Annotated in this window: 10 protein-coding genes and 5 pseudogenes; 8 read left to right on the plus strand and 7 right to left on the minus strand. The window is 67.5% G+C overall.

What is annotated here, in order from left to right; all coding sequences use genetic code 11:
• Positions 1–11: 11 nt before the first annotated feature.
• Positions 12–488, plus strand: a complete 477-nt coding sequence (locus ACVW19_RS25905; RefSeq protein ID WP_457462193.1) for a DUF6099 family protein — start codon at positions 12–14, stop codon at positions 486–488.
• A 93-nt stretch (positions 489–581) separates the two neighbouring features.
• Positions 582–1,286, plus strand: a complete 705-nt coding sequence (locus ACVW19_RS25910) for a VanZ family protein (protein ID WP_457462195.1) — start codon at positions 582–584, stop codon at positions 1,284–1,286.
• A 103-nt stretch (positions 1,287–1,389) separates the two neighbouring features.
• Here the strand turns inward: ACVW19_RS25910 and ACVW19_RS25915 are convergent, their stop codons facing one another.
• On the minus strand, positions 1,390–2,676 hold the full coding sequence (locus ACVW19_RS25915; protein WP_457462197.1) for an RNA-guided endonuclease InsQ/TnpB family protein: 1,287 nt from the start codon (positions 2,674–2,676) through the stop codon (positions 1,390–1,392).
• Between the two features lie 183 nt (positions 2,677–2,859).
• Here ACVW19_RS25915 and ACVW19_RS25920 point away from each other — a divergent pair.
• Both ACVW19_RS25920 and ACVW19_RS25925 read left to right on the plus strand, forming a co-directional pair.
• Positions 2,860–3,384 (plus strand): annotated as a pseudogene (locus ACVW19_RS25920) (sensor histidine kinase); the annotation flags it as partial.
• 59 nt (positions 3,385–3,443) lie between these two features.
• Positions 3,444–4,367: an LLM class F420-dependent oxidoreductase gene (locus ACVW19_RS25925; protein WP_457462198.1), complete on the plus strand. Its 924-nt coding sequence runs from the start codon at positions 3,444–3,446 to the stop codon at positions 4,365–4,367.
• Between the two features lie 136 nt (positions 4,368–4,503).
• Here the strand turns inward: ACVW19_RS25925 and ACVW19_RS25930 are convergent, their stop codons facing one another.
• Positions 4,504–4,905: a hypothetical protein gene (locus tag ACVW19_RS25930; protein WP_457462199.1), complete on the minus strand. Its 402-nt coding sequence runs from the start codon at positions 4,903–4,905 to the stop codon at positions 4,504–4,506.
• A gap of 161 nt (positions 4,906–5,066) precedes the next feature.
• Between ACVW19_RS25930 and ACVW19_RS25935 the strand changes: the two genes are divergently transcribed.
• Both ACVW19_RS25935 and ACVW19_RS25940 read left to right on the plus strand, forming a co-directional pair.
• Positions 5,067–5,246, plus strand: coding sequence for a hypothetical protein (locus tag ACVW19_RS25935; RefSeq protein ID WP_457462201.1), 180 nt, complete (start codon positions 5,067–5,069; stop codon positions 5,244–5,246).
• Between the two features lie 275 nt (positions 5,247–5,521).
• The gene (locus ACVW19_RS25940; protein WP_457462203.1) at positions 5,522–7,801 is read left to right on the plus strand and encodes an NACHT domain-containing protein; all 2,280 of its coding nucleotides are present in this window, start codon (positions 5,522–5,524) and stop codon (positions 7,799–7,801) included.
• Between the two features lie 263 nt (positions 7,802–8,064).
• Here the strand turns inward: ACVW19_RS25940 and ACVW19_RS25945 are convergent.
• Both ACVW19_RS25945 and ACVW19_RS25950 read right to left on the minus strand, forming a co-directional pair.
• Positions 8,065–9,691: pseudogene (locus ACVW19_RS25945) on the minus strand (ISAzo13 family transposase).
• 174 nt (positions 9,692–9,865) lie between these two features.
• Positions 9,866–10,705, minus strand: coding sequence for an IS5 family transposase (locus ACVW19_RS25950; protein WP_457462205.1), 840 nt, complete (start codon positions 10,703–10,705; stop codon positions 9,866–9,868).
• 511 nt (positions 10,706–11,216) lie between these two features.
• Here ACVW19_RS25950 and ACVW19_RS25955 point away from each other — a divergent pair.
• A pseudogene (locus tag ACVW19_RS25955) lies at positions 11,217–11,444 on the plus strand (questin oxidase family protein); the annotation flags it as partial.
• 32 nt (positions 11,445–11,476) lie between these two features.
• Here ACVW19_RS25955 and ACVW19_RS25960 read toward each other — a convergent pair.
• The 3 genes and pseudogenes from ACVW19_RS25960 to ACVW19_RS25970 all read right to left on the minus strand — a co-directional run.
• Positions 11,477–11,764 (minus strand): annotated as a pseudogene (locus ACVW19_RS25960) (transposase); the annotation flags it as partial.
• Positions 11,765–11,795: 31 nt separating this feature from the next.
• The gene (locus ACVW19_RS25965) at positions 11,796–13,145 is read right to left on the minus strand and encodes an IS30 family transposase (RefSeq protein ID WP_457455537.1); all 1,350 of its coding nucleotides are present in this window, start codon (positions 13,143–13,145) and stop codon (positions 11,796–11,798) included.
• Positions 13,146–13,212: 67 nt separating this feature from the next.
• Positions 13,213–14,144: pseudogene (locus ACVW19_RS25970) on the minus strand (IS3 family transposase); the annotation flags it as partial.
• 118 nt (positions 14,145–14,262) lie between these two features.
• Between ACVW19_RS25970 and ACVW19_RS25975 the strand changes: the two are divergent.
• On the plus strand, positions 14,263–15,027 hold the full coding sequence (locus ACVW19_RS25975) for a questin oxidase family protein (protein ID WP_457462207.1): 765 nt from the start codon (positions 14,263–14,265) through the stop codon (positions 15,025–15,027).
• The last annotated feature ends 363 nt before the right edge of the window (positions 15,028–15,390 follow it).

A 15,390-nucleotide genomic window follows, 5' to 3' on the forward strand; every position in this document is an offset into this window, starting at 1 on the left:
GGGCAGCGCACATGGACGCTGTGCGGCTGATAGCGGAGAGCAGACGGGCCCTGACCGCCGCCGGCGATGTGCCGGAGCTCTCGACGGAGGTGTGGCAGGCCCAGGCCCTCGCCCAGGCGATAGGGAGCCGCCTCGCGGTCGCCGGCCCACCCGAACTGCGGGGCGAGGCACTGGGTCTGACCGAACTGGCGGGCCGCGGCTGCGGTGTCCTGGACACCCCGCCCCTCGCTCCCGCCGACCTGCGCGCGGCCCGGCTCAGCGAACTGGGCGACGCCCGGCAGACGCTGACACACCTCGGCGGACTGCTCGGCGAGGTCGGTATCGCGCTGGTCGGCCTCGCCTGCTCCGCGGACGACGAGTCCGCGTACTGGCAGTGCGTGGAGGCCATCGACGCGGCGGACGAGTCCCGCGACCGCGTCCTGGAGATGCTCCGCAAACTGGCGGACCGCGACCGCGCCCTGTCGGAGCGCGAGGCGGAACGCACGTGAAGGCCGTCCCGGTGTCGCGGGCGGGTCGAAGTATCGCGGGCGTATCGAAAATCGCATACGCCACCGCAACGGCCCTCCGTCTTCCATGAGGGCATGAACCACGACACACCCCTGTCGGCACCACCCCGCCGCACGCGCAGGATCGTGCTCCTCGGCCTGGCGGCTCTCGGCCTGGCGAGCGCCCTGTTCGCCGTGCGGCGGCCGCTCATGATGGCCGCTCCGGCGTGCATGGCCGGGCGGTGGCACGGCTGCTTCGGCACGTTCAACGGTGTGGTGCTCATCACGCTGGTCACGCTGCCGTTGGCCGCACTGGTGGTGTGGGCTCTGGCGCGCCGTCGGCGGGCCGCCGGCGTCACATCGGCGTGGCGGATGTCGCTGGCCGAGGTGGGCATGGTCCACGGGACGGTGCCGTTCCTCTGGATGACCATGATGCCGGGCGCCGGCGCCGGCATCGTCCCCGGCCGGGTCAGCCTGGTACCGCTGCGGGACCTGCTCACGATGGGGACGCTCGGAATCCTCGGCAACCTGCTGGTCTTCGCATCGCTGGGGTTCTTCGCCCCGATACGGTACGCGACGCTGGCGTCCGTGCCGCGGATCCTGGCGCTCGGGGCGGGCTGCTCGGTTCTGGTCGAAACCGCACAGTACGTCCTGCGGCTGGACCGGGTGTCCTCCGTGGACGACGTCCTGGTCAACGCAGTCGGCGCCGCGCTGGCCGCGCTGGCGTCGCGCCGCTGGTGGCGCACCACGGCCGAAGCGCCGTCGGACCGGCCACGCCCCGCGCCCGTACCGGCGGGCTGAGTCGCGTGTCCTGTGTGCACACGTCCTCGTATACGTCGGCGATATGCCGTGCTGCTTAGGCTTCGTACATGCGCGTACTGATCTTGACATCCTCCCCCTTCTCTTAAGAGAGGGGGATTCCGACCCGGGTGGGTCGAGGTTCACGGGCGCTCGAGCGGCCGGCGGCCGCTGTCACCCCTCCGGCACCGGCTGTGCGCCGGGGGCGGGGGATCCCGCCCTGTCCTGCCGCGACGTTGACCGCCGCGTTCTCATCCGCGTTGCAGCTGAACCCGCAGGAGACGCAGACGAACTCGGCGTGGCTCTTGCGCGAGTCCTTCTCGATCCATCCGCAGGCACTGCACCGCAACGACGTGTAGGGGGCGGGCACGTCCTCCACCCGGCCCGGGGCCTTCTCCCCGGTCCGGCGGCGCAGCAGGCCCCAGCCCCGGGCGAGGATCGCCCGGTTCAGCCCGGCCTTCTGCCGCACCCGGGTGCCGGGCTGCGCGACGGTCCCTTTTGCCGAGCGGGTCATGGTCGTGATGTGCAGCTTCTCGAACCGGATCAGCCGGTAGGTGCGGGCGAGCATGGTGGAGGTCTTCTCGCACCAGTCCTTGCGCCGGGCCGCCTCCCGGGCCTTGAGCCTGGCCACCTTCGCATGCTCCTCCCGCTTATGGTCGCTGCCTTTGGGGGCGCGGGCCGCGCGGCGCTGGTGCTTGCGGACCCGGGCCCGTTCCCGGGTGGTGAGCTGGGGGCAGTTCAGCCTCCGCCCGTCGGACAGGGCGGCAGTGATCTTGATGCCCCGGTCGATGCCGATGACCTCCCCCGTGCCGGGCGCGTCGACCGGTTCGGGGATGACCGCGAAGGCGATGTGCCACTGGTTGTTGTGGAAGGTGACCCGGAACGTCTTCGCCACCGGCAGCCCGGCGCGGGTGAGGCGAAAGCGCACCCAGCCGCAGCCGGGCACCTTCACCCGCGCCCAGCGTCGGTTGAGTTTCTGCACCACCACCGAGCGGCCCATGACCTGCCGGCCCGTGGTGTTCAGCCTCGGGGTGCCGTCTGGCCCGGACTCCGGGACCCGGTCGGTGCCGATCACGCGGAAGCCCTCGTGCACATGCTTTCTGCGCCAGGTCGGCTCGCCGAACCCGGAGGTGAACCGGGCGTTCTTGGCCCTGGCGAAGTCCTTCAGGGCCTGCTGCTGCACGTCCGCGTTCCCTGCCCGCAGCCAGGCGTTGTCCCGCCGGGCCTCGGTGAGCTGACGGCACTGCTCGGCGAACCCGGGCGCGGACCTGCCGCCCGGCCGCCGGTGCGCGTGCTGCTCGACGGCCAGGTTCCACACGTACCGGGCGTGCGCGCAGTGCAGCAGCATCCGCTCCGCCTGCGCGGTGGTCGGGTACATCCGGAAACGTGACATGCCGCCCAACGTAGTCCCGCCCCTCGCTCGCCTCTTCGCATCCGGCCGGGCTCACCCGAACGAGCGACCGGCCCCCGCCCCCGGCCACGTACCATCACTCCCCTCCCATGACCAAGCCCGCCACCGTCCTCTTCCGGGACGCCGCATCGCCCCGTAGGCGATGCGGCTCCTCCTGCCCCGCTCCGCGCGATCGGCCTCACCAAGGCCTTCCTGCTGCTCAGCCGCAGCGACCGCGGGAACTTCACCCGCGAGAGCGTCGACCCCTCCCTCGTCGCCGAAGAGGCCGCCGAGACCCTGCTCCCCCTCGCCGAACGACGCGGGATCACGCTCGACGTCACCGGCGGAGCGACACGGACCGGCGGCTCCGCGGAGCTCCTGCTGCGGATGGTGACGAACCTCGTCCAGAACGCCGTCGTCCACAACCTCCCCGCCGGCGGCACCATGACGGTCCACACCGAGGCGCAGGGCGACGCGAGCGTGGTGCGGGTCGAGAACACGGGTCATCCGCTCCCACCGGAACTGGTGCCGACCCTCACCGAACCCTTCCAACGCGGAACGGAACGCGTACGCACCGACGAACACGCCAGCGTCGGCCTCGGCCTCGCCATCGTGCACAGCGTCGTCCGCGCCCACGCCGGGACCCTCGACCTCGCCCCCCGCCCCGCCGGCGGTCTCCTCGCCACGGTCCGGCTGCCCGGCATGCCGTAGGCATCGGCCCCGATGGGACCGGCCCGCCCGTACCGGGTCCGACCAGGCAGGATGAAGACATGGATCTCCGTATCTTCACCGAGCCCCAGCAGGGGGCGACCTACGGCACCTTGCTCACCGTAGCCAAGGCCACCGAGGACCTCGGTTTCGACGCCTTCTTCCGCTCCGACCACTACCTCAAGATGGGCTCCGGCGACGGCCTGCCCGGCCCCACCGACGCCTGGATCACCCTGGCCGGCCTCGCCCGCGAGACCAAGCGCATCCGGCTCGGCACCCTGATGACCGCCGGTACCTTCCGCCTCCCCGGCGTCCTCGCCATCCAGGTCGCCCAGGTGGACCAGATGTCCGGCGGCCGCATCGAACTCGGCCTGGGCGCGGGCTGGTTCGAGGAGGAGCACACGGCGTACGGCATCCCCTTCCCCAAGGAGAAGCTCGCCCGTCTGGAGGAGCAGCTGGAGATCGTCACCGGGCTGTGGGCCACCGAGCCCGGCCAGACCTACGACTTCCACGGCACGTACTACGACCTCACGAACTCCCCGGCGCTCCCCAAGCCCGCCCAGTCGAAGGTCCCGGTGCTCATCGGCGGCCACGGCGCCGTCCGCACCCCACGGATCGCCGCGCGCTACGCCGACGAGTTCAACATGCCCTTCGCCTCCCTCGAGGACAGCGAGCGCCAGTTCGGCCGGGTACGCGCCGCCGCCCAGGAAGCCGGCCGCGCCCCCGACGACCTCGTGTACTCCAACGCCCTGGTCGTCTGCGTCGGCAAGGACGACCAGGAGATCGCCCGCCGCGCCGCCGCGATCGGCCGCGAGGTCGACGAGCTCAAGGCCAACGGCCTGGCGGGCTCGCCCGCCGAGGTCGTCGACAAGATCGGCCGCTACGCCGAGATCGGCTCCCGCCGCGTCTACCTCCAGATCCTCGACCTCTCCGACCTCGACCACCTGGAACTGATCTCCTCCCAGGTCCAGTCCCAGCTGGCATAGCCTCTCCGGCCGTGCGGGCAGACCACCCGCACGACTCACACCCGCAGGCCTGCACGTACTCATGGCAGGCCTGCGGACGGAGTCTCGCCGTCCTCGCTCGTGATCTCGGGTTGCTGGGGTTGCTGTACGGCAACGACTACCAGTCCCGCCAATCGTCCGTGATCTCGGTGCGGCTGATGCCTCGCCTCGCTGCCAGAGCAGGGACGTCGATGCCGTGCTCCGTCAAGGTCTGATCGATGTAGAGGCACAGCTCTTCACGCTCTTCCGTCTCGTAGCCCGCGCCGTCGTGATCCTCGTTGATCTGGTTCAGCAACAGAACGATGCGCTTGATAGCTGCGAAGACCTGCTCGTCGCCCTGGCTCCGAAGCGCCTCCACATCCGACTCGAACGAGCAGAGTGCCTCATCCGTCGCCGCCAGCAGTGACTGAGGGAAGAGCTCCGACAGAAAGACATCACTCAGGGCCCGTGTCCCGACCGCGACCTCCGTTGCCTCTTCGTCCACGCGCGCACGCCAGCGTGCTGATGGTCTGACCGCCATGTCCAGGACCGTAAGCCCAGGCTCTGACAGCCGTGGGGCCCGTGCGTCTGGTGGTCTTCGTTGGTCGTCATGGGCCACTGTCGAGCAGCCTCGGACGGCCCAGAGACGGCCCGGATCCGTGGCGCTGTGGCAGGCTACGAACCTCAACTGTTGGGGGTGCGATGAACGAAGAAGAGACGGCGCGTGCGGTGGCTCGGGGACTGCACCAGTACGAGAAGGAGCGAAGGGCCGCAGAAGCTCGATGGGAGCGGCAGTTCAACAGGAAGCTCATGGGCGGCATCCTTCTCGGCTTCGTGATCTTCTCCCTCGCTACTCTGTGGAGCTTCGGCAAACTCGGCTGAGCGTTGGGCTGACACCTGATCAGTGGGCTGGTGCGGCGCCTTCTGTACCTCTGCCGACGATAGTCAGCCACTCAGAGTGCGGACCCGTGAGGACGTCAGCCGACTTGTCAGTGCAGGCAAACAACACCTTTGAGACGCGCGGAGGCTGATCGCAGCTTCCCAAGCTGATGAGCCAGACAAGGCAGACGTCCGGGTGACCCAGCTGCGAAACAGCGATCAGATCCATAACCTGCGCATACGATGTGATGCAGACACGCAACCTGGAGGGGGTCTTAGTGCCAGCGGACGAGAAGCAGCAGGAAGAGTCCGAATTCGAGGCCGAGGTCTTGCGCATATCCCGCGCGCTCTTCGCCCCGGAGAACGAGTTTCAGGGTTCCACCTACATCGGCACTGCCGAACGTGACGGCGTCTTCATAGGGCCGGACTCGGTCACCATCATCGAGTGCACAGTCTCCCGTCGCAAGGACAAGGCGGAGAAGGATGGAAAAAAGCTCCAAGAGGCGTGTCTGGCTATGGCCCGCCAGCACCCGTTCAAGTCCATCAAGGGCTTCTTTGTCACGCGCGACGAACCCACCGCCGACCAACGCACGGTTATCAAGGGTTTTGGCCCGCCCCTCCTCGCGTGCAGCTTCGCCCAGCTTCGAGGCCAGCTCGTCGACTCTTTGCGGTACCTGGAGCTGCGTGCTGCCTACCCCTTCGGCAGCGCGCGCGAGCCGAGCAGCGGCGACTATAGCGACCTCAAGCCTTACGTAGCGGTCGACCCTGTGGAAAACGGAACCAGCGAACCGTTCTCAATCAATCGCGTTGCCCAGCAACTTACGGACGGCAGGTCCGTTCTCCTGTATGGCGACTACGGCGCTGGCAAGAGCGTGTTCCTTCGCGAGCTGTACCAGCGCTTGGCCAAGGACCACCGCAGGAACCCGGTTCGGCCCTTTCCCATCCTCCTCAACCTGCGCGATCACCAAGGCCAAGTCCTGCCCGTCGAGGCCTTGGAGCGCCATGCCCGTGCCATCGGATTTCCCGCACCCTCCCAGTTGGTCCGCGCATGGCGCTCGGGCGATGTGACGCTCATCCTGGACGGCTTCGACGAGATCGCAACGCCCGGATGGATCGGCAAAACATCGGCGATGCGCGACATCCGCCGTCGATCTGTAGAGCTTGTGCGCCGGTTTTGCGACGAGTCACGCGCCACGACCTCCGTCGTCCTCGCGGGGCGAGCCCATTTCTTCGACAGCGAGCGCGAGATGCGCAGCGCGCTCGGCGCCCGTAAAAACTCCCTGTTCTTGATGGCGGGCGAACCGACGGAGGAGCAGGCGAAGGAGATCCTCAGCGCCTACGGATGGCACGACGCGCTCCCGGACTGGCTGCCCTCGCGTCCCCTCCTTCTAAGCTACCTGGGTTCATCGAGCGTGCTCCACGGATCGATCGAGGGAACGTTCGGCCGCTCGGCGGGTGAAGGCTGGCACATGATGCTGGACCGCATCGCCGAGCGGGAAGCCAGCATGGAAGTGGGGGTTGATGGATTCACCGTCCGGAAGGTACTGGAGCGGCTCGCTACGCAGGCGCGACGCTCCACTGACGGCCTGGGGCCCATCTCACAAGACGAGCTAACGTCCGTCTTCCAGTCGGTGTGCGGCTACGCCCCAGACGAGGGCTCGTACCAACTCTTGCAGCGGCTTCCCGGCCTCGGAGCCATGGACAGCGTCGACGGCTCACGGCGCTTCGTCGACATCTCTCTCGCCGACGCAGCCCGAGCCGGCGATGTCGCGGCATGCATTCTCAATCCGAATACGGCAAGTCCGTTGTTGGAGCTGACGGGCAGCATCACCTGCCTGGATGAGGTCGGCCTTGACGTTGCCGCAGTGCGGCTTGAGAGGGAAGGCATCGCGAGTTCGGGGGGGTCTTACTCGTCCGCTACCGCCTTCCAACGCCAGGGAGTCTCGGATGCCGTTATCGCGGACATCATTCGGGTTGCCGCGCGCCTCTGGCCCGAGGACGAGCCTCGCACATCGATCTCCCTGCACGAGATCGAGCTTCACAGCTTCTCGCTGACCGCCGATGTCAAGAGCTACGATTGGCTAAGCTTCCATGATTGCGTGATCCAGGAACTGGACCTCACCGACCATAGCGGATACGCGCTCCCACACTTTCAGGACTGCCTCATCGGGCATATGACAGGAGTAGCGGGGTGGTCGGCGCTCCAGCCAGATCGCTTCGCCGACTGCGAAGTTGCCCAGTTCGACGCTCAGATGTCGACGGCCAAGGGCATCCTCGCCCTGAAGACGACACCGATGAACAAGGTCCTCCTCACCATATTGAAGAAGATCTACGCCCAACGCGGCACGGGGCGAAAGGAATCCGCACTCTTCCGGGGCCTAGACACTAAGCACCGGGAGCTTGTCCCGGAGGCTGTGCAAAAGCTTACTGGTGCTGGGCTTATTGCTTCCGCCCGCTCCAGCGGCACTCGGATTTACCTCCCAGTTCGGGGCATGGCGAGCCGGGTCCGGCGGATCCTCCAGGCTCCTCAGTCGAGCACTGACAGCATCCTCGAATAAGCGGTAGGAAGAGCCTCCTCTACCGATGGGCTGTAACACCCAGGTGTTACGCCCTACCCCAAAACGCCAACCGGTCAGCTGGAACGTGGTCACGCCTCCGAGCAGGTGCGTTGCATGTCCGACGAAGCCCCACCATGTCCCAAGTGCAGCCATCCCATGAATTCCGGCGGCTTCATGCTCTCCAGGCGGGAGGACGGCGGCCGGCGAACCTGCCGGTCGCTGTGGAAGCGTTCCAGTCGTCATGTCTAAGGGCTTGCCGATCATTAACGTGTCGTCTTGATCTTGCAGTTGGGGCTGCTGCTTTGGGCGGTGACCCGGGCGTGAAGGGCCGTGAGAGCGGCGGGCGGGGTGGTGGCCGGCGGGATGACGATGCCCTGCGCCTCGAGCAGTCGCCTGACCTTCAGCAGGGTGCGGTGCATGGCGGTGCGGCTGCTGTCGAAGAGCACGGCGAGGGGTTCCGCGGCCAGGTTGACGTGCAGGTGGAGCACGGTGGCCAGGACCTGGTCGGGGAAGGCGAGCCGGGGCGGGCGGCCGCGCCGGGTATCTCCCGTCGGGGCCAGGGTCTGGATGAGACGGTCCAGTTGACGGCCGGACATCCCGGTCAGTGCGGGGTCGGACAGCAGCGCACGCTCCCACTGCGTTGCCGGTGTGGGGGAGGTGTCAGGTTCCGCAGCGGCCGGGACGGGGTGGGGGTGCAGAACATAGTTCCAGTCGCCGTGGAAGGCGTGACGGGTCAGCGGCAGGGCCGCCATCTCCGCGTCGTCGACCCTGACTCCGGTGGGGTAGGTGTGGGTGTCCAGCGCGGCTTTCACGCGCAGTCCGGTGCAAGTGGTGGTCGCGGCGAGGGACTCGAGGATGACTTCGTGGCTGGTCAGTGGGCGGCCGCGCCAGTTCGTCGTGATGTGGGAGAAGAGCCGGTGCTCGATCTTGTTCCACTTCGATGTGCCCGGCGGTAGATGGCAGACCGTGATGGTCAGGCCGGTTTCGGCGGCCAGTCGGGCGAGGTGGAGTTTCCAGGCCCGGGTGCGGTAGCCGTTGGAGCCGCCCGCATCGGCAGTGATCAACAACCGGGAAGCCTGCGGGTAGGTGTCGTGGCCCTGGGCGTGCCACCAGCGGCGGATCGACTCCACCGCGAACGCGGCGGTATCGTGGTCGGTGCCGACGTTGACCCAGCCGGTGTTGGCCGCCCAGGTCGTAGATTCCGTAGGGGATGGCCTTGCCCAGCTGCGGGTCGGCGAAGTCATGGACGCGCACCGGCACCGGACCGCCCGTCGGCCGCCAGGAAGGGCCGGGGTTTTTGAAGTCGCCGACCAGTTCCTTCTTCTTGGTGTTCACGCTGATCACCGGCTGGCCGGCATCCCGGTGGTCGCGTGCTCGCTCGTTGAGATAACGGAACTGGGCATCCCGGTCCGCATGCTGACTGCCCTCGAGCGTCTTGGCGTTGGCCTGCAGACGGAAACCCTCATCGCGCAGCAGACCGGCGACGGTGTCGGCACCGACCCGGTGCCCCCGGCGGGTCAGCTCGGCCGCCAGCGTGCGGGTCGACCTGGTCGTCCACCGCAACGGCGACATCGGATCCCCGCGCTCGTCCGGCTCGACCAGCGCCAGCAGCGCGGTCCGCAGTCCGGGGTCGAGGTCCGCGACGCGTTTGCGTCCGCCGCCCGGCCGCCGCACCCGCCCGAGCAGGGACTCGCCCGCTTCCAGGTCGGACACACCCTTGCGGATTGTCGTCTCGCTCACCTGGGCCGCCCGGGCCACGGCCCGGACACCGCCATGCCCCAGCCCCCGGGCCTCCGCGGCCATCAGCAGCCGCTGCCGCTCGTCCAGATGCGGGAACAGCACCGCGAGCTTCACAGCAAGCTGGTCACGAGTCTCGTCCGGGATGCGCATACGACATCAACGAGCCCCAGCCCCGAAAGCAACACCTTGATGATCGGCAAGCCCTTAGACAGCCTCCCCAGGAGGTTCCGATGCTACGCGACATCACTGTCACTCAGCATCATCTAGCCAAGCATTCACGGCATCTGAGAGGGCGTTTAGCGTGGACGGATTGCCGCTTATGACCTAGTAGGTTCCTCGCCAGGTTGGTGTCGTCTCATCCGTCATGCGCTTGGCGAGGTTGTCGATCGAGGCGATGTGGATCATGGCTTCGGAGCTGGCGGCGAGGGTCTCGTAGTCGCGGGCGAGGCGCCGGTGCATCATGATCCAACCGATACTCCGCTCCACCACCCAGCGCCTTTTGACGACATGGAAGCCGCGGACTCCGGGATTTCTGTTGACGACTTCGACATCGATTCCGAGCCGCGCTCCGTGCTCGACCACGGCGTTCTTGAAGCCGGCGTCGACCCAGCTTTTCGTGATGGTCGGGTACGTTTCCTTGGCCTGGTCGAGGAGGCGTGTTCCCACGACGTTTTCGGAGAGGCTCGCGGTGGTGACGATCGCGACGAGGAGGAGCCCGAGCGTGTCGGTGAGGATGCCGCGCTTCCTCCCGACGATCCTCTTGGCGGCGTCCGTTCCCTGGCTGGTCAGGGGCGCGTTGGTGGAGGTCTCCACGCTCTGGGTGTCGATCACGGAGGCGGTCGGTTCGGGCTTGCGCCCCTCCTTCACCCGGGCCAGGCCGGTGAGGTCATAGTTGAGCTGGGCGAAGATTCCCTCATCACGCCACGCGGCGTAGTAGGCATGGACGGTGCCGTGGTTCGGGAAGTCGTGCGGGAGGTATTTCCAGAAGATTCCCGTGCGGTTGACGTAGCGGAGCGCGTTGAACACCTCGCGCAGGTCGACCTTGGCCGGCTGTCCGGTCGGTCTGCGGTCGAGCCGGGCCTTTCTCCAGGCCGTCAGCGTCGGCTCGATCAGGGCCCACCGGGCGTCGGACAGGTCGCTGGGGTACGGCTTCCGCTCGCTCACCGTCCAACGCGAGCACGAGCATGCCGGAGGATTCGGTTCCGCCGGCTGCCGGGCGGTTCTGCATCATTTTCAAACCAGACGGACTTCCGAAGGCGAAAGCGGATGAGGCGGGCACTCGACCTTGTGGCCGGAGGGAGGGCATTCATCATCTAACAGATGAAAATCCTCAAAGGGGTGTGGAGATAGAAGCCGCATTCGGGAATAAGCCTACGTAAACGCCCTCTCAGGGGGCGTTCTGTGAGCTTTCGTCGGGTCCTAGGTTGAGGCGGGCTGTGGTGCGGGTTGAGTAGACCGCGGCAGGGTGAAGAGTCCGTGCTCGGGTTCGGTGAGGACGCCGCGGCTGACCTGGCGTTTCAGCTTGGCCCGGATACCTTCGAGAGGCAGCAGCTTCTTGCCGGTCGGGCCGATCTGGATGTGGGTGTCCGTCTGAAGGTCCTAAGTCCGGTGTAGGGGCGTGTCTAGATCCCTGGACCGATGGTGGCGCATCATCGCGTGACTAGAGTCAGATCACATGAAAATCGACAGCACGCTCGACGAGGCCTACGAACGGCTGCATCGGACCGGACCGGAATTCGAAGGCTGGCTGACCAATCACGGTCCCATGGCGGTGGAATCCATGGTCAGACGCGGACACGCGCGACAGGTCCACCGCTGGTTGGACCTCTACATGAGTCGGCTGGACGATCGGCCCCGCGGCGCCTCGCCCATCACCGCCGCCGAATGGCGCACGGCACTTGGGGGGGGCTTCCCCTGAAGCGTGGACACCGTTTGCTATGCGGCAGCGGCCAGCGTAACTGATCGCTGTTCAAAGGCGATCGGGCTGATGTAGCCGAGCCCTGAGTGCCTGCGTCTGGTGTTGTAGCGGGTGACCCACCGGAACACCGCGAGACGGGCCTCCCGTGCCCCTGACCAGCGTTTCTTTCCCTGCAAGGTCTCCCTTTTCAAGGTTGCGTTGAAGCTCTCTGCGGCGGCGTTGTCGGCGCTGGTGCCGACCGCGCCGCGCGAGCGGGTCACGCCGAGCCGACGGCACACCTTCGCGAACTCCTTCGACGCGTACTGACCAGGTTCAACCAGTGGATGCAACACCGGCTTATTTCATCGATAGTAGACGGTCGTTGAGGGCTTCGGCGGGTGTCTTCCAACCGAGGCTCTTGCGGGGGCGACTGTTGAGCGTGGCTGCGACCGCCTCGATATCCTCCGCCGCCCATCGAGAAAGGTCGGTTCCCTTCGGGAAGTACTGGCGCAGCAGGCCGTTCGTGTTCTCATTCGTGCCGCGCTGCCAGGGGCTGTGCGGATCGGCGAAGTAGACCGGGACGCCGGTCTCGATCGTGAACTGGGCGTGCGCCGAGAGCTCCTTGCCCCGGTCCCAGGTAAGCGACCGCCATAGTTGCTCGGGCAGGGTGCCGATCGTCGCCGCAAGCGCATCTTTCATCGTCACCGCGCCGTAACCGGCCAACGGCGGCCCGTTCTTGGTACGGGGAACGATGCCGTAGCCGTCCTGGCGGGGCAGGTGGACAAGCACCGTGTACCGGGTCGTGCGCTCGACCAGCGTGCCGATTGCCGATCGTTCAAGTCCGATCAGGAGGTCGCCCTCCCAGTGTCCCGGTACGGCGCGGTCGTCGGCTTCGGCCGGCCGTTCGCTGATCAACACCTCGGGCGTGACGTGGGCCCACGCCTTCCGCTTGGACCGGGCACGAGGCACCCGCAGGGCTCTGCCGGTGCGCAGGCAGGCAACGAGCTCACGCTTGAGCGCTCCACGGCCTTCGATGAACAGGGCCTGGTAGATCGCCTCATGGCTGATCCGCATGGACTCATCATCGGGGAAGTCGACCTTCAGCCGGTTCGCGATCTGCTCCGGACTCCACGCCATGACCCATTTGCGGTCGCCGCGGTGCGGCTTGTTCTTCCCCTTCCACCGCGGGCCCTTCGGCCCCAGTTCTGTCCCGTCCGGCCGGCTGACCTGGCCGGACAGCCTTTCCTGCACGTAGTCCCGCAGCCGGTCGTTCGCGGCCAGCTTCGCTGTCTTCGGGCGCCGGGCCACGAGGTCGGCCTTCCACTGCGCGACCGAAGCCCGGTAGTCCAGCCGGCCGCCACGGGTCGCGGCGTTGCGCCGCAGCTCCCGGGATACCGTCGATGGATCGCGGCCGAGACGTCGCGCGGCCTCCCGGACTCCGATGCCCTGCGCTTTGAGGATCGCGATCTCTTCACGCTCGTGAAAGGACAGGTACCGGCCGGACTGCGGAGCAAGATCCATTGGTGGCATGCCGCCACCGTGACGGAACCACCTGCAACCCGCCGCCTGGGATACGCCAACCGCAGCTGCCGCCTCCTCGGCGAGCAACCCCTTCGCGATCTCCCGCCAGAACTGACGTGCCACTTCCCGCCGAAGCACCGGCGCACCCGGGGACTTCATCGGCGACCGTCCAGTCAACGCCGCCATCCACCCTGCTGGCCTGCCCATCAACACCTCCGAGGACGAGGTGTTGCAACGACCGATTGAATCCGCCCTGCGCCCCGTTGTCGCTGTGGAAGATCGCCCCGTGAAGGCTGCCGCCACGGGTGCGGGCGGCGGCTTCGAGGGCGTCGGTGACCAGCCCGGTGCGCATGTGGTCGGCGATCGACCAGCCCACGAGCCGTCTGGAATGCAGGTCCAACACCGTTGCGAGATAGAGGAATTGACCGTCCCCGATGGGGAGATACGTGATGTCACCGACGTATTTGGTGTTCGGCTCGCTCGCGGTGAAGTTGCGTTGCAGCAGGTCCGGCACCGGGGATGCTTCCGGCTCGGGCACCGTGGTGCGGACCTTCTTGCGCAGGTGCACGCCCTGGACGCCGATCCGGCGCATCACCCGCTCGACGCGCTTGTGGTTGACGTCTATCCCGGCGGCCTTCAGCTCGGCCGTGACGCGCGGGATCCCGTACGTGCCGTCGGACTCCTTGTGGATCTCCCGGATCCGCCTCGCCAGCCGGGCATCGGACCGCGCCCGCTCGATGCGGGCCGGGGCGCCCTTCAGCCACCGGTAGAACCCGGACCGGGAGACCTCCAGAACCCGGCACAGCCGCTTGACGCCGAACGCGCCGCGATGATCCTCGACGAACTGGAAACGGCTCACCAGTTGGTCTCGCCGGCGAAATACTTCGCGGCCCTCCGCAGGATCTCCCGCTCCGTCTCCAGCTCCCTGATCCGGGCCCTGAGCTGCTTGTTCTCTTCCTTCAGCACATCGTCGGAGGCTACCTCGGCAGCCTGTGCCGTCCGCGGCGAGCCGCCGGCCCCCGCCGCGCGGCCCTGCCGGGCCCGCGCGGCCCGTACCCAGTTCCGCAGCGTCTCCCGGCTGATCCCCAGATCCTTGCCGACGCCCTCGAACGTGTTCTTCGGGTCCGACAGGTACAGCGCGACAGCGTCCGCCTTGAACTCCGCCGAGTACACCTTCATCACCATCTGTGACATCTCTTCCTCTGGACCCTCAAGGTCCAGTGTCCAAGGTGTCCACGCTCAGGGGGAAAGCCCCGGGGACCCTCACCGTCTCGGTGACTGGCTTGCGTTCTTCGAACGCGAGGTGACCGAACAGCCCTGGCGCGCGGTACTGGAGACGTGGTGGCCACGGCTTCTGCCCGGCATCGCGGCCGGCGCCACCCACGGGGTGATCCGTACTGGCCACGCCGTCCACGCCCTGCTGGACCACGAGGACGGACCGCGCTTGGTCGAGCTCGGCCAAGCGCTTGGCTACTGGGCGGCGCGCTGGCAGCGGGTGCCCTCCGCCACCCCTTCCGGAACCGCCGACCCGGCGTCCGCTCTCGCAGGCGTTCCGCGCGTTCCCGACCAGACCGCGGGCATCAACCACCGGCTCGACCAGCTCACCGACCTGACCGACTGGCCAATCGCGCTGGCCGCGCTGAGACCTGCCGCGGACGCCGGGCAGGCCCGGGACCTGCTGGCCGATCTGACGACGGCTGCCGCCGTGCACTACCTCCCGAACGCGCACGGCTCGCCCGTCATGCTGGTTCACGCCGCAACCGCACCCATGGCCGTCCTGCGTACCTTGCCCGCACTCCCCAGCACCCAGTGGGCCATGAGCCTGCACGCGGCCTGGGCGGCCAGCGCGGCCGTGACCGCGGCCTACACCCCCGCCGCACCCACACCTCGGCACGCCCTCCCCACCGCCCACCAGTCAGCGGAAGAGACCTTCGCCCTTGCCGTCCGCCACCAGGACGAACACGTCATCAAGCTCGCCGACACCTGCCTGGACGTTCACCAACGCACAGGCCGCCCCGATGCCCTCACCGCAGTGATTCGCGCGATCGAGCTGATCGACGAGCCCTGACGCCGCGGCTTTTGGCTTTGGTCCCAGGCAGGTTTTTCCGAGCCTCTGCTGGTCGCGGGTCTTGGTCGGCTATTACTGCCGGGCGAAGTTGCCGGTGTCGATCTCGGTGAGGATGCCGAGTTTGACGAGGCGTTTCAGTTTGGCGCGGGTGCCTTCGATGTTCTTGGGCAGCAGTTCGTGGTCGAGGGCTTCGCAGACGTCGCGGGCTCTGCCCTAACTGGCCTATCTTGGCCAGAGGATGGCCACGGGGCTGGGTGAGTGCCGCGCAAGCGTCATGGCTGGCGTCCCCACTCCGTAGGGCGCTGCGATCCGGCCTATCCGCGTACCTGAAACCGGATCATGTTCAAGCGCACATTGATCAGA

This window comes from Streptomyces sp. TE5632 (genome assembly GCF_054061295.1).

Bases quoted from the DNA above. Each gene is read 5' to 3' on its own strand.
- ACVW19_RS25915 (WP_457462197.1), bottom strand. From the start codon at position 2,676: ATGTCACGTTTCCGGATGTACCCGACCACCGCGCAGGCGGAGCGGATG.
- ACVW19_RS25965 (WP_457455537.1), bottom strand. From the start codon at position 13,145: ATGGCGGCGTTGACTGGACGGTCGCCGATGAAGTCCCCGGGTGCGCCG.
- ACVW19_RS25910 (WP_457462195.1), top strand. From the start codon at position 582: ATGAACCACGACACACCCCTGTCGGCACCACCCCGCCGCACGCGCAGG.
- ACVW19_RS25930 (WP_457462199.1), bottom strand. From the start codon at position 4,905: ATGGCGGTCAGACCATCAGCACGCTGGCGTGCGCGCGTGGACGAAGAG.
- ACVW19_RS25935 (WP_457462201.1), top strand. From the start codon at position 5,067: ATGAACGAAGAAGAGACGGCGCGTGCGGTGGCTCGGGGACTGCACCAG.
- ACVW19_RS25905 (WP_457462193.1), top strand. From the start codon at position 12: ATGGACGCTGTGCGGCTGATAGCGGAGAGCAGACGGGCCCTGACCGCC.
- ACVW19_RS25925 (WP_457462198.1), top strand. From the start codon at position 3,444: ATGGATCTCCGTATCTTCACCGAGCCCCAGCAGGGGGCGACCTACGGC.